The sequence below is a fragment of the Bradyrhizobium sp. sGM-13 genome (genome assembly GCF_018398875.1).
In the GTDB taxonomy this organism is placed as follows: Bacteria; Pseudomonadota; Alphaproteobacteria; order Rhizobiales; family Xanthobacteraceae; genus Bradyrhizobium.
Genome location: NZ_JAGWDK010000026.1, coordinates 12,865 through 26,545 on the forward strand (window position 1 = coordinate 12,865; position 13,681 = coordinate 26,545).

Here is a 13,681-nt window from a genome sequence, read left to right on the forward strand (position 1 = left end):
CACTTCGAAGTGAGTAGCGAGCAAGGAGAAGGCGGCCTATGACAGGGCCGCTTTCGTGCGTCTGGGGCACACCTTTGGGATATCAAATCATGCCCCGTACAAATACGGATGGAAAACGCTACGCCTGGTTCGCACGATGACAGCGATGATGGCCTACAACTGCATATCGCGATGGTCCGGCGCGCTCGGCGTCTGCGCGATCATCGCCATCATCCGCCCGGCTCATGCCGATCCGCGCACCGTGGTCGAATTGTTCACCTCGCAAGGCTGTTCGTCGTGCCCGCCGGCCGACCAGATCGTCGGCGAGCTCGCCAAGGATCCGTCCATCATCGCGCTGAGCATGCCGATCGACTACTGGGACTATCTTGGCTGGAAGGACACGCTGGCGGACTCGCGTTTCAGCGCGCGTCAGAAGGCCTATTCGCATGTGCGTGGCGATCGTAACCTCTACACGCCGCAGATGATCGTCAACGGCTCGGCGCAGGTGATCGGCAGCGATCGCGCCGCCATCGAAAGCGCCATCAAGAATACCAGCAAGACTGAAGGCGTGATGTCGGTGCCGGTTAAGATGACGTTGTCCGGCAAGCTGCTCAGTATCTCGGTAGAGGCGAGCAAGGTGCCGACGGCGGGCCGGGGCGAAGTCTGGATCTGCTCGGTCTCGAAGGCGGTGCCGATCTCGATCGGGCGCGGCGAGAATCGCGGCCAGCAACTCACCTACTACAACGTGGTACGCAACCTCGTGAAGGTCGGCGACTGGGACGGCGGTTCGGGAAGCTGGACCATTCCGCTTGAAAATATTTCACGCGACGGCGTGGACGCCGCGGTCGTCTACGTCCAGGACGGCAGTCGCGACAAGCCGGGCGCGATGCTCGGCGCCGCCATGACTGCGCTGCGCTAGTTGGCTCCGGGCTACGGGGCCTAGCTTTTCTCTGAATTAGCGTCGCACAATCGGCGAAGTCAGAGCCGCGCGTGACATCCGCGAGAACAGTCCCCCAAACGAAAAAGGACCAACTTTCGTTGGCCCAGTATCGGGATTAACTCCCTCCTGCGAACAGGCCCGATCCCGACGGCCCCGGGGGGCTGGGGGCTGAGGAATCCGGAACCGAAAGGACCGGGCCAACGCAGGATTTTCTTTTCGCAATCTAGCGGGGCGGACGGTTGGCGGAAGTAGGGCAGCAATAAGATTCCGCTAACGATCCCGTGAATCGATATTTCCAGCGATATCGAGCCATCCGCCGCAGTTTCCTTCGTATTTACACCCCCTTGCGGCGTCCTGCGGTTAGCGCGATCATGTAAATTGGATGACAGGAGGCGCTCCATGACCCTGATATCGGAGGACATCGATCCGAGCGATAGCCGCGCAGTGGCGCGCGTCGCCACTGCGAGCACGCCGCCGAATCGCATCACGTTCAATCGTCTCGAACTCAACCGTATCCTCAATCTGTATGGGCGCATGGTCGCCGACGGAGAGTGGCGCGACTATGCCATCGACTTTCTGAAAGACCGCGCGGTGTTCTCCGTATTCCGCCGCGCTTCCGAAGTTCCGATCTACCGCATCGAGAAAGATCCGCGGCTCGCGCGCAAGCAGGGCATGTACAGCGTGATCTCGGCGACCGGACTGATCCTGCGTCGCGGCCACGAGCTCGAACGCGTGCTGCTGGTAATCGACCGCAAGCTGGCGGTGGTGTAGGCGGGCCGCTGTAGGGTGGGCAAAGGCGCACTTGCGCCGTGCCCACCATCTCTCCCTGGACTGCTACCCTGCGAGCCGGGGCCCATTCTACTTTGCATGGGGTTGTTTTCGCGATTTTGAGTCTGGGCCCTGCCGGTGTACCGCGAAAGAGGCGCCACGCGTTATCCAGTCTACGAAGCGGGGACCGTCGTGCTGCCTTCGCCCAGCGCGCGCTGCATCATGACCGTGTCCAGCCAGCGGCCGAACTTGAGGCCGACGCTGGGATGCGTCCCGATCATCTGGAAGCCGCATTTGGTGTGAACGCCGATCGAGCCGGCATTGGCGGAGTCGCCGATGACCGCGATCATCTGCCGGTAGCCGCGCGCCTCGCATTCGGCGATCAGCCGCTGCATCAGTTGCAGGCCGATGCCGCGCCGGTGCGTGGCCGGCTTCAAATAGACCGAATTCTCCACCGTGAAGCGGTAGGCCGGCCGTGGCCGGTAGGGGCCGGCATAGGCGTATCCGATCACCTGGCCTTCGACGACGGCGACCAAATAGGGAAAGCCGCCATCCGACAGCGTCCTGAACCGCCGGGTCATTTCGGCGAGGTCGGGCGGGACGAGTTCGAACGTAGCGGTGCCGTAGCGCACAGCGTGCTCGTAGATCTCGGTGATGGCGGGGAGGTCGGCCTCGGTGGCAGGCCGGATTTCATGCGTGGACATGCCGGCAGGATATTTTTGCTGCGCGCAAAAGAAAAGCCCCGGCCGCAAGGCCGGGGCTTCAACTCATACCTGGTCGGTAGCGCTTATTCGCGCTGGCCGAGTAGCTGCAACAGCAGCGTGAACAGGTTGATGAAGTTCAGGTAGAGGGACAGCGCACCGGTAATCGCCGCTTTCTCAGCAATCTCGCCGCCCTCCGAGGCGTAGCCGTAGATGTACTCGTTCTTCAGCCGCTGGGTATCCCAGGCGGTGAGGCCCGCGAACACCAGCACGCCGACCACCGAGACGATGAACTGCAGCATCGAGCTTGCCAGGAACAGGTTGACCAGGCTCGCGATGATGACACCGATCAGGCCCATGAACAGGAACGACCCCATGCCGCTCATGTCACGCTTGGTGGTGTAGCCGTAGAGGCTCAGTGCGCCGAAGGTCGCCGCGGTGATGAAGAACACCCGGACGATCGAGGTGTGCGTATACACCAGGAAGATCGACGACAGCGAAATGCCCATCAGCGCCGAGAAGGCCCAGAACAGCAATTGTGCTGTCGCAGGCCGCAGCCGGTTGATGCCGAACGAGATCGCGAACACCATCGCCAGCGGCGCGAGGATGAACAGCCACTTCAGCGGGCTGACATACATCGCGTAGCCGAACTGCGTCAGGTAGGCGTTGCCGAATCTGGCAGCGGCCCCGGCCTGGTCGGTCGTCACCGCGGCCATGTAGACGCCGAGCGCCGCGAGGCCGGTGATCGCCAGGCCGATGCTCATGTAGTTGTAGATGCGCAGCATGTAGGCGCGCAGACCGGCATCGACGGCCGCGGCGTCAACGCGTCCGGCAGCCCGGCCGAAAGGAGATACGTAGTTACGGTCTAGGTCCGACATGGTCGAATTCCCGTTGGTTGCCCGGCGGAGCGCAAGGGGTTTGCGGCGCCGGTTGGATTTCTATCTCAGATGTCCCGATCTGCCGACGTTAATACTACGAATATTACGTCATCAACCCGGTCAACTGATCTTGGCTGGTATGTGGGAAACTAGCACATTCGATGCAAGCTTCCACGCGCGGCTGAATGTCGCTTCTCGCGGCGATTTCCGGGTAAAGGCAGTATTAACCCCGGCCTTTCGCCGCTACAAATTGTCACAAATTCCGTAACACGCTGGCCGGCTTTTGGTTCAGGGCCAACAACGTTCCGGCGAGCCCCAGCCCCACCGTGACGATCAGGGCGGCTGCGACCACCCCGGCCGCGCTGCCGGCCTGCCAGATGAAGCCGAGCGTCATCAGCCTGGTCACGATCAGCCACGCCGCGATCGAGCCCGCGATCACGCCGAATATGGCCGTCGCGAGGCCGATCATGAGGTACTCGAGCGCATAGGCCCCGAGCAGACGCACCCGGGTTGCGCCGAGCGTCTTCAGGATGACCGCATCATAGACCCGGTGGCGATGGCCGGCGGCGAGCGCGCCGCCGAGCACCAGGATCGCCGAGATCAGGGTCACCGCGCTGGCGCCGCGGATGGCGAGCACGAGGTTGGTGACGACGGTGCCGACGGTCTCGAGCGCTTCGCGGACCCGAACGCTGGTCACCATCGGAAAGGCGTCCGCCACCTGCTTGATGATTCGGGCGTCGCCTGCCGGGTCGGGGTGGACCTCGGATAGGGTCGCGACATGGCTGTGCGGCGCGCCCTTGAAGGCGTTGGGCGAGAACACCAGCACGAAATTGATGCCGAGCCCCTGCCAGTCGACGTTGCGCAGATTGCCGATTTTGGCCGGGATGTCGCGGCCGAGCACGTTGACGACGATCTCGTCGCCGATCTTGAGCTTCAGCCCGTCGGCGATCTTCTTCTCCAGCGAGACCAGCGGCGGCCCCTTATAGTCCGCGCTCCACCATTCGCCTTCGACCACCTTCGAGCCTTTTGGAACTTCGCTGGTATAGGTCAGGCCGCGGTCACTCTGCAGCACCCATTCGGTATCCTGCGAGGGCTTGAGTTCGTCCGCCTTGACGCCGCGGGCGGCAACGATGCGCCCGCGCAGCATGGGCACGTCGTCGACGGTGGATTGCGGCGCGATCTGCTTGAGGAAGGCGCCGAAGCGGTCGGCGTCGGCGGTCGGAATGTCGATGAAGTAGAACGAGGGCGCGCGCTCCGGCAGTGCGGCCAGGAACTGCCGGCGCAGATTGCCGTCGATCTGGGTGATGGTGACGAGGACCGCGAGCCCAAGCCCGAGCGACATCACAACCGACGGCGTCAGCGCCCCGGGCCGGTAGATATTGGCGATCGCCAGCCGCAGCATGGTGATGCTGGACCGCGGCAGGCGCCGCGCCAGCGCCATCAGGCCGGCGGCGACGCCGCGCAACAGCGCAAACACCGCAACCGAAGCAACGACGAACACGGCGGCGACCCGCTTGTCATAGGCCAGCCCGATCGCGACCGCGACCAGGAGCACGATCACCACGGCCATCAGCGCGAGATAGCTCCAGCGCGGGCGGTGCCATTCGCGGGCGACCTCTTCGCGGAACAATGCCGCGACCGGGACATCATGGACCCGGCCGAGCGGCCACAGCCCGAAAGCGAGCGCGGTGAGCAGGCCGTAGAGGAACGAAAGCGCCAGCTCGTCGGCGTGCAGGGCAGGGATCACCGGTAGCGGCAGCAGCTTGCCGAACAGGCCGACGATGACAAACGGCAAGGCCGCGCCGGCGGCAAGCCCGATCATCGAGCCGATCCCGGCGAGCACGATCACCTGCGTCAGGTAGATGGTGAAGACGTCGCGCCCGGTGGCGCCCAGCGCCTTGAACGAGGCGATGACGTCGCGGCGGCGATCGATATGGCTCTTGACGGCGTTGGCGACGCCGACGCCGCCGACCAGAAGGGCCGCGAGGCCAACCAGCGTCAGGAATTGCGTGAAGCGGTTGATGGTGCGTTCGAGCTGCGGCGAGGCATTGTCGCGGCTGCGGATCCACCAGCCGGCTTCCGGCAAGGCACTCCGGGCGCTGTTAACCAACTGGGCGGCGGCGCGTTCGTCGGCCGCATTGTCCGGCAATTTTACCCGGTACATCCAGCGCACCAGGCTGCCTGGCTGCAGCAATCCGCTGGCGCGCAGGCTCTGCTCGCTGACCAATACGCGTGGCCCCAGGCCGACATTGCCGGCGAGCTTGTCCGGCTCGGCGCCAACCACGCTGCGAATCTGGACCGTGGCATTGCCGATGCCGATGCGGTCGCCGAGCTTGAGATCGAGCCGCGCCAGCAGGGTGGAATCGACCGCAGCGCCGAACGCGCCGTCGCGTTCAGCGAGCAGATCCGACATCGGCATCTGGGGATCAAGCGTCAACTGTCCGAGCATCGGATAGTTGCCGTCGACCGCCTTGAGTTCGACCAGCGCCAGCTTGCCGTCGCTGGCGCGGGCCATCACCCGCAGCGCGGCCGCAACCGACACTTGGCCCCGCGCGCGCAGGAAGGCGAGTTCCTCCGGCTTGGCTTCGCGCTGGATCAGCGAGAATGCGACGTCGCCGCCGAGCAATGTGCGGCCCTCGCGGGTCAGACCCTCGCTCAGGCTTGCCGCCACCGAGCCGACGCCGGCGATTGCCATGACGCCGAGCGCGATGCAGGCGATGAAGACGTAAAAGCCACGCAGGCCGCCGCGCAATTCGCGAAGCGCGTAACGCAGCGCCAGCGAGGATGCGCGACTCTTGCAGACCGGCTCGGAAATCGCCGTCATGAGTGCCCGTCGATCCGGCCGGAGCGCAGACGCACCACCCGGTCGCAGCGCTGCGCCAGCGAGCTGTCGTGCGTCACCAGCACCAGCGTCATGCCGCGCTCGGCATGTTTGGTGAAGAGCATATCGACGATCTGCTTGCCGGTGGTTTCATCGAGATTGCCGGTCGGCTCGTCCGCGACCAGAATGGCGGGATCGGGTGCCAGGGCGCGAGCCAGCGCCACGCGCTGCTGTTCGCCACCGGACAATTGGGTCGGGTAATGATGCAGGCGCTCGCCGAGGCCGACCGACGCCAGTTCCTTCGCCGCGCGCTCCGCCGCGTCGGGACTACCGGCAAGCTCCAGCGGCACGGCCACGTTTTCCAGCGCCGTCATGGTCGGGATCAGGTGAAACGACTGGAACACGATGCCGACCTGGCGGCCGCGGAAGCGGGCGAGGGCGTCCTCGTCGAGGGCATTGAACGGCGTGCCGTTGACTACCACCTCTCCGCTGTCAGGACGTTCCAACCCCGCCATCACCATCAGCAAGGTCGATTTGCCCGAACCTGACGGCCCGATCAGGCCGATCGCCTCGCCGGATGCCACACGAAGGCTGATATCTTTCAGGATATGAACGCGGGCGGCGCCTGTGCCGAGCGAGAGGTTGACGTTGGAGATGGAAATGGTGTCCGGCCCGATGCCGGTCAGTGAAGAGGGTTCGATGAGACTGTCCATGGCTCGGTCATATGGCACTTCCACCGCTCGGGTCGAGGGCTTGAAACGGATGTTTGCGCACATACGCGTGTTGATTGTGGCTTTGATGACGGCCGGGCCGGTTTTGGCCCAGACTCAAGCTCCGGCCACTGCACCCGATAAAACTGCACCCGATAAACCGGTCAAAATGGTCGTCCTCGGTGATTCCTTGAGCGCTGGCCTTGGCCTATCTGCGCCGGCGGCGTTCCCCGCCCGCCTGCAAAAAGCGTTAAGCGAAAAGGGGATAAAGGTCGACATGATCAACGCCGGGGTATCCGGCGATACCACGTCCGGCGGTCGCGACCGGCTGGACTGGTCGGTCCCGGAGGGAACCGAGGCGGTGATTCTCGAGCTCGGCGCCAACGATGCGCTACGCGGGATCGACCCCGCCGTCACCCGCGCGGCGCTGAGCGATATCCTGACACGGCTGAAGGCGCGCAAGATCGCGGTTCTCTTGTGCGGGATGCTGGCGCCGCCCAATTACGGCAGCGAATATGCGGCGCGCTTCAACGCCATCTATCCGGAGCTGTCCAAATCGTTCGGCGTGCCGCTCTACCCATTTTTCCTGGAGGGGGTTGCCAGTGAAGCCAAGCTCAACCAGGCCGACGGAATTCATCCGACCGCCGAGGGTGTCGATATCATCGTGAAGAATATTCTGCCCATGGTGGAGGCATTTATCGGCACGATCTCCGGGCAGCGGAGTTGAAAAAGCAGCAACGAATGAGGTTACCCAAAGGTTTTCCCGTAGCATTGCGGAGTGCTCGCCCCTCGTGCTTCGCAGAGTCACATAAGTCGGATAGAAAATAACTATCGGTGATTCGTCACCGGGCGCTGTTACAGGACATGGGCCTTTTCAAGGTCATGCCCAAGCATCGGGAGTCATGCGATGCCGCGTTTGTTTGCTGGACTGGAAATTCCGGCCGAGATCGGCCAGAGCCTTTCCAATTTGCGTGGCGGCCTTCCCGGCGCACGCTGGATCGATCCCGAAAATTATCACGTCACCTTGCGCTTCATCGGCGATATCGACGGCATGTCGGCGAATGAAATCGCCTCGATGCTGTTTCGGGTCAACCGCAAGCCGTTCGAGGTCAAGGTGCAGGGCCTGCAGAGCTTTGGCGGCAAGAAACCGCGCGCCGTGGTCGCTTCCGTCGAGCCGAGCCGGCCGCTGATCGAGCTGCAGGCCGAACTCGAACGGCTGATGCAGCGGCTCGGGCTCGATCCCGAAGGGCGCAAATTCATTCCCCATGTGACGCTGGCGCGGCTGTATGACGCCTCGAGCCAGGACGTTGCCGATTATCTCTCGGTGCGCGGCTATTTCCCGAGCCGCACGTTCTGGGCTTCGCGCTTCGTGTTGTTCTCGTCCCGCGCGTCCACCGGCGGCGGGCCCTATGTGGTCGAGGATTCCTATGCGCTGAGCGCGTGAGGGCAGGCGGTCGCCGCATTCTCCTGCTGTCATCATCCGCGAAAGCGGATGATCCAGTATACCAGAGGCGCCCGATATAGATCCGAGAGGCCGCGGCATACTGGATCCCCCGCATGCGCGGGGGATGACGATCCGGGAATGGCTTCATCTGCATACCCCCAGCACCAATTCACGGCTTGCAATTTCCGTTCGCTTGAGGCCGAAAGGGGCCATGCTGTCGACTGACCCCACCTCGTTCCGCGCACACTATCAGGCTCTGGTTTCCTCCGGCGCGATCGAGGCCGATCCCGCGCAGGCGGAAGCTGCCGAGGCGTTTGCCGCGCTTGAAGAGCGGCTGTCGAGCTACAAGCCGGCGCGCAAGTTGAGCCTGCTCGGCCGATTGTTCGGCGACAAAAGCGAGCCGCCGCCGCGCGGGCTCTACATTCACGGCGAGGTCGGCCGCGGCAAGACCATGCTGATGGACCTGTTCTTTCAGCAGTGCCCGGTCCAGCGCAAGCGCCGCGCCCATTTCCACGAATTCATGGCCGAGGCGCATGAGAAGATCTACGCCTATCGCCAGAACATCGCGCGCGGCGAAATCGCAGATAGCGACGTGATCGAGCTGACGGCCAACGCGATCTTCGACGAGGCGTGGCTGCTGTGCTTCGACGAATTCCACGTCACCGACATCGCCGATGCCATGATCCTGGGCCGGCTTTTCTCAAAACTGTTCGAACTCGGCACCGTCGTGGTCGCGACTTCGAACGTCGCCCCCGAAGACCTCTACAAGGGTGGGCTCAACCGCGCGCTTTTCCTGCCGTTCATCTCGCAGATCGAAGACCGCATGGATGTGCTGCGGCTCGATGCCCGCACCGATTTCCGGCTGGAAAAACTGGCCGGCGTGAAGATGTGGCTGGTGCCGCCGGATGACGAAGCCGGCGCCGCGCTCGACCGCGCCTGGCGCAAGATGACCGGCAACGCGCCGTGCAAGCCGCGCGACATTGCGATCAAGGGCCGCGTTCTGCGGGTGCCCTGTTCGGCGCACGGCGTGGCGCGATTTTCCTTTGCCGATATCTGCGAAAGGCCGCTGGCCGCGTCGGACTATTTGCGGCTGGCGCACGACTATCACACCATCCTGATCGATCGCATTCCAGTGATGGATTACGCCGAGCGCAACGCCGCCAAGCGCTTTATCTCGCTGATCGACACGCTCTACGACAATGCCGTGAAGCTGATGGCCTCGGCCGAGGCCGATCCGGTGTCGCTGTATGTCGCTGCCGAGGGCGTTGAAGCCAACGAGTTCAAGCGGACCGCGTCGCGTCTGATCGAAATGAGCTCTGAGTCCTACCTGGCGCTGCCGCACGGACGGAAAGATTCCGCAGCCAGCGGCTCGAGCACCGGGTTGGTGGAGACTTGATCCGTCATTCCGGGGCGCGCGAAGCGCGAACTATGGGGCGCCCTTGCGCCCCTAAGAATCTCGAGCCACAACTTCTGGATTCCGCTGTCGCGCGCCCCGGAATGACAGTGCGCGTTGGCATACCTGACCGAATTCCAGGCGCGGCCTTAGAATCGGGCATGCCCCGGCTTGAACCGGCCATTCGAAAGGGATAACCAGCCATCCGACTGATTATCCACCCCTCACTCTTCGTCTCAGAAGGACAAATTTCCCATGGCGCGCGACAAGATTGCTTTGATTGGCTCCGGTCAGATCGGCGGAACGCTGGCTCACCTCGTCGGCCTGAAAGAGCTCGGCGACGTCGTGATGTTCGACATCGCCGAGGGCGTCCCGCAGGGCAAAGCGCTCGACATCGCGCAATCTTCTCCCGTCGACGGTTTCGACGCTCATCTCACTGGGGCCAATTCCTATGAGGCGCTCGATGGCGCCAAGGTCTGCATCGTCACCGCCGGTGTGCCGCGCAAGCCCGGCATGAGCCGCGACGATCTCTTGAGCATCAACCTCAAAGTCATGGAGCAGGTCGGCGCCGGTATTAAGAAGTATGCGCCCGATGCGTTCGTCATCTGCATCACCAACCCGCTGGATGCGATGGTGTGGGCGCTGCAGAAGGCTTCCGGTCTGCCGCACAAGAAAGTGGTTGGCATGGCTGGCGTGCTCGACTCCGCGCGGTTCCGCTATTTCCTGGCCGACGAATTTCACGTCTCGGTCGAGGACGTCACCGCTTTCGTGCTCGGCGGCCATGGCGACACCATGGTGCCGCTGACGCGCTACTCCACGGTCGCCGGCATTCCGCTGCCCGACCTCGTCAAGATGGGCTGGACCTCGCAGGCGCGCATCGACGAGATCGTCGACCGCACCCGCAACGGCGGCGCCGAGATCGTCAATCTCCTGAAGACCGGTTCGGCGTTCTACGCGCCGGCCGCTTCGGCGATCGCGATGGCCGAGAGCTATCTGAAGGACAAGAAGCGCGTGTTGCCTTGCGCCGCCTATCTCAATGGCGAGTACAGCGTAAAGGACATGTATGTCGGCGTTCCCGTCGTGATCGGCTCGAAGGGTGTCGAGCGCATCGTCGAGATCGAGCTGGCCGGCAAGGATCGTGAAGCCTTCGACAAGTCGGTCGGCGCGGTTCAGGGTCTGGTCGACGCCTGCAAGAAGATCGCGCCCGACCTGCTCGGTCGCTGACTTTACTCAGCTTTCGCCCCTTGCTGGGGCGAAAGCGGTTTCAGGGTTGCAGTTATCTTGGTATATGGTATGCCAACTGCCAATGCCGGTGAACTGTAGAACTCGCCGCTAAGGGTTTTGGGGAGCGTCCAAATGAATATCCACGAATACCAGGCCAAGGCTCTGCTGCATGAATTCGGCGTGCCGATTTCGCGTGGCGTGCCTGTCTTGAAGGCCTCGGATTCGGAGGCCGCCGCCAAACAGCTTCCCGGCCCGATCTGGGTGGTGAAGAGCCAGATCCATGCCGGCGGCCGCGGCAAGGGCAAATTCAAGGAAGCTTCCGCCGGCGACAAGGGCGGCGTCCGCATCGCGAAATCAGTCGCCGAGGTCAACGAATTCGCCAAGCAGATGCTGGGGGCGACGCTGGTCACGGTGCAGACCGGCCCGCAGGGCAAGCAGGTCAATCGCCTCTACATCGAGGAAGGCTCCGACATCGACAAGGAGTTCTATCTCTCAATCCTGGTCGATCGTGAAACTTCTGAAGTCGCGTTCGTGGTCTCGACCGAAGGCGGCGTCAACATCGAGGACGTCGCCCACAACACGCCTGAGAAAATCGTGACCTTCTCCGTCGATCCGGCAACCGGCATCATGGCTCATCACGGCCGCACGGTCGTGAAAGCCCTGAGGCTCACCGGCGATCTCGCCAAGCAGGCGGAGAAGCTGGTGACGCAGCTCTACACGGCCTTCGTTGCCAAGGACATGGCGATGCTGGAGATCAATCCGCTCGTCGTCACCAAGCAGGGCGAACTGCGCGTGCTCGATGCCAAGGTGTCGTTCGATGACAACGCGCTGTTCCGCCATCCCGAAGTGGCGGTGGCGTTGCGGGATTTGACCGAGGAAGATGCCAAGGAAGTCGAGGCGTCGAAGTACGATCTCAACTACGTCACGCTCGACGGCACCATCGGCTGCATGGTCAACGGCGCCGGCCTTGCGATGGCGACCATGGACATCATCAAGCTCTACGGCATGGAGCCCGCCAACTTCCTCGACGTCGGCGGCGGCGCCAGCAAGGAGAAGGTGGCGGCGGCGTTCAAGATCATCACTGCCGACCCGAACGTGAAGGGCATTTTGGTCAACATCTTCGGCGGCATCATGAAGTGCGACATCATCGCCGAAGGCGTGGTCGCCGCGGTGAAGGAAGTCGGCCTGAAAGTGCCGCTGGTGGTGCGGCTCGAAGGCACCAATGTCGACGCCGGCAAGCAGATTATCCGCGAATCCGGCCTCAACGTGGTACCGGCCGACAATCTCGACGATGCCGCACAGAAAATCGTGAAAGCCGTCAAGGGAGGCTAGCGATGGCTGACCGTCTCGCCGCTCCGACACCGCTGGAAGAACACCGCAGGCTCGCGGTTTTTGCGGGCGAGTGGGCGGGCGAGGAAATGGTCTATCCGTCGCGCTGGACCGCGGGCGGTCCGGCGACCTCGCATGTGGTCGCACGGATGGATCTCAACGGGTTCTACCTGATTCAGGATTCCCGTCAGATGCGCGACGGCAAGGAGACTTTCGCCACCCACGGCGTGTTCACCTATGACCGTGACGACCGGACCTACAAGTTATTCTGGCACGATTCGCTCGGCTACTATTCGCCGGCACCTGCCTCCGGCGCCTGGGTCGGCAACAAGCTGACCCTGGTGCGCGGCTCGTTGCGCGGCAATGCGCGCCACCTCTACGAAGTCGTCGACGACAACAACTACACCATGAAGATCCAGTTCTCGCCTGATGCCGAAGGATGGGCCGACGTGCTCACCGGCACGTACCGCCGCATTCATTAACCCCCTCGTTCACGGTCACCGAAGAAAGCGTTCGCAATCATGTCCGTTCTGATCGACAGCAACACCAAAGTCATCTGTCAGGGTTTCACTGGCAAGAACGGCACGTTCCATTCGGAAGCCGCGATCGCGTACGGCACCAAGATGGTCGGTGGCACCTCGCCGGGCAAAGGCGGCTCGACCCATCTCGGCTTGCCCGTCTTCGACACCGTTCGCGAGGCGCGCGAGAAGACCGGCGCTGACGCCAGCGTGATCTATGTCCCGCCGCCAGGTGCGGCAGACGCGATCTGCGAAGCGATCGATGCGGAGATTCCGCTGATCGTCTGCATCACCGAGGGCATTCCGGTGCTCGACATGGTGCGCGTGAAGCGTTCATTGTCGGGATCGAAATCGCGCCTGATCGGGCCGAACTGCCCGGGCGTGATGACGGCGGGCGAGTGCAAGATCGGCATCATGCCGGCCAATATCTTTAAGCCGGGCAGCGTCGGGATCGTTTCCCGTTCGGGCACGTTGACGTATGAGGCCGTGTTCCAGACCACCCAGGAGGGCCTCGGTCAGACCACGGCGGTCGGCATCGGCGGCGACCCGGTCAAGGGCACCGAATTCATCGACGTGCTGGAGATGTTCCTCAAGGACGAGAAGACCACCTCGATCATCATGATCGGTGAAATCGGCGGCTCGGCCGAGGAAGACGCCGCCCAGTTCATCAAGGATGAGGCCAAGCGCGGACGGAAAAAGCCGATGGTTGGCTTCATCGCTGGCGTCACCGCCCCTCCTGGCCGCCGTATGGGCCATGCCGGCGCGATCATTTCCGGCGGCAAGGGCGACGCCGGATCCAAGACCGCGGCCATGGAAGCGGCCGGAATTACGGTGTCTCCGTCACCGGCACGGCTCGGGCATACTCTTGCCGAAAAATTGAAATCTTAATTCAGTTCTTGGTCCTTTTAGGCGGGAATATCCGCCTTAAATAGGGTAAAGCTTCTTACCGAGCTGGTTCGGGCCGCCCGGACCGGCT

The 13,681-nt window shown here is 63.1% G+C and carries 13 protein-coding genes; 9 read left to right on the top strand and 4 right to left on the bottom strand.

All coding sequences use genetic code 11. From position 1 onward, the window contains the following. Positions 1-136 precede the first annotated feature (136 nt). Together KJQ96_RS29540 and KJQ96_RS29545 are read left to right on the top strand one after the other, a co-directional pair. On the top strand, positions 137-898 hold the full coding sequence (locus tag KJQ96_RS29540) for a thioredoxin family protein (protein ID WP_213289886.1): 762 nt from the start codon (positions 137-139) through the stop codon (positions 896-898). Between the two features lie 420 nt (positions 899-1,318). Beyond that, complete coding sequence (locus KJQ96_RS29545; RefSeq protein ID WP_213289887.1) at positions 1,319-1,690, top strand: DUF2794 domain-containing protein; 372 nt, start codon at positions 1,319-1,321, stop codon at positions 1,688-1,690. A 170-nt stretch (positions 1,691-1,860) separates the two neighbouring features. Here the strand turns inward: KJQ96_RS29545 and KJQ96_RS29550 are convergent, their stop codons facing one another. The 4 genes from KJQ96_RS29550 to KJQ96_RS29565 form a co-directional block, all read right to left on the bottom strand. Further along, a complete protein-coding gene (locus KJQ96_RS29550) occupies positions 1,861-2,391 on the bottom strand; it encodes a GNAT family N-acetyltransferase (RefSeq protein WP_213289888.1) in 531 nt (176 codons plus the stop codon). An 83-nt stretch (positions 2,392-2,474) separates the two neighbouring features. Continuing rightward, a complete protein-coding gene (locus tag KJQ96_RS29555) occupies positions 2,475-3,266 on the bottom strand; it encodes a Bax inhibitor-1/YccA family protein (protein WP_213289889.1) in 792 nt (263 codons plus the stop codon). 253 nt (positions 3,267-3,519) lie between these two features. Then, a complete protein-coding gene (locus KJQ96_RS29560) occupies positions 3,520-6,090 on the bottom strand; it encodes an ABC transporter permease (RefSeq protein ID WP_213289890.1) in 2,571 nt (856 codons plus the stop codon). Next, on the bottom strand, positions 6,087-6,800 hold the full coding sequence (locus tag KJQ96_RS29565; RefSeq protein WP_213289891.1) for an ABC transporter ATP-binding protein: 714 nt from the start codon (positions 6,798-6,800) through the stop codon (positions 6,087-6,089). Before KJQ96_RS29565 ends, KJQ96_RS29560 begins: the two co-directional genes overlap by 4 nt. Here KJQ96_RS29565 and KJQ96_RS29570 point away from each other — a divergent pair. The 7 genes from KJQ96_RS29570 (at position 6,799) to sucD (ending at position 13,593) form a co-directional block, all read left to right on the top strand. After that, positions 6,799-7,524, top strand: a complete 726-nt coding sequence (locus KJQ96_RS29570; protein WP_213289949.1) for an arylesterase — start codon at positions 6,799-6,801, stop codon at positions 7,522-7,524. The two genes, KJQ96_RS29565 and KJQ96_RS29570, sit on opposite strands and share 2 nt — an antisense overlap. A 180-nt stretch (positions 7,525-7,704) precedes the next feature. After that, positions 7,705-8,241, top strand: a complete 537-nt coding sequence (gene thpR, locus KJQ96_RS29575; protein WP_213289892.1) for an RNA 2',3'-cyclic phosphodiesterase — start codon at positions 7,705-7,707, stop codon at positions 8,239-8,241. A gap of 211 nt (positions 8,242-8,452) precedes the next feature. Beyond that, a complete protein-coding gene (zapE, locus tag KJQ96_RS29580; RefSeq protein WP_213289893.1) occupies positions 8,453-9,637 on the top strand; it encodes a cell division protein ZapE in 1,185 nt (394 codons plus the stop codon). 252 nt (positions 9,638-9,889) lie between these two features. Continuing rightward, positions 9,890-10,858, top strand: a complete 969-nt coding sequence (gene mdh / locus KJQ96_RS29585) for a malate dehydrogenase (protein WP_028348496.1) — start codon at positions 9,890-9,892, stop codon at positions 10,856-10,858. A 132-nt stretch (positions 10,859-10,990) separates the two neighbouring features. Then, the gene (gene sucC / locus KJQ96_RS29590; protein ID WP_213289894.1) at positions 10,991-12,190 is read left to right on the top strand and encodes an ADP-forming succinate--CoA ligase subunit beta; all 1,200 of its coding nucleotides are present in this window, start codon (positions 10,991-10,993) and stop codon (positions 12,188-12,190) included. Between the two features lie 2 nt (positions 12,191-12,192). After that, positions 12,193-12,669 (top strand): DUF1579 family protein, encoded by a 477-nt coding sequence (locus KJQ96_RS29595; RefSeq protein ID WP_213289895.1) that lies wholly within the window; start codon positions 12,193-12,195, stop codon positions 12,667-12,669. A 39-nt stretch (positions 12,670-12,708) separates the two neighbouring features. Then, the gene (gene sucD / locus KJQ96_RS29600) at positions 12,709-13,593 is read left to right on the top strand and encodes a succinate--CoA ligase subunit alpha (RefSeq protein WP_057842589.1); all 885 of its coding nucleotides are present in this window, start codon (positions 12,709-12,711) and stop codon (positions 13,591-13,593) included. The last annotated feature ends 88 nt before the right edge of the window (positions 13,594-13,681 follow it).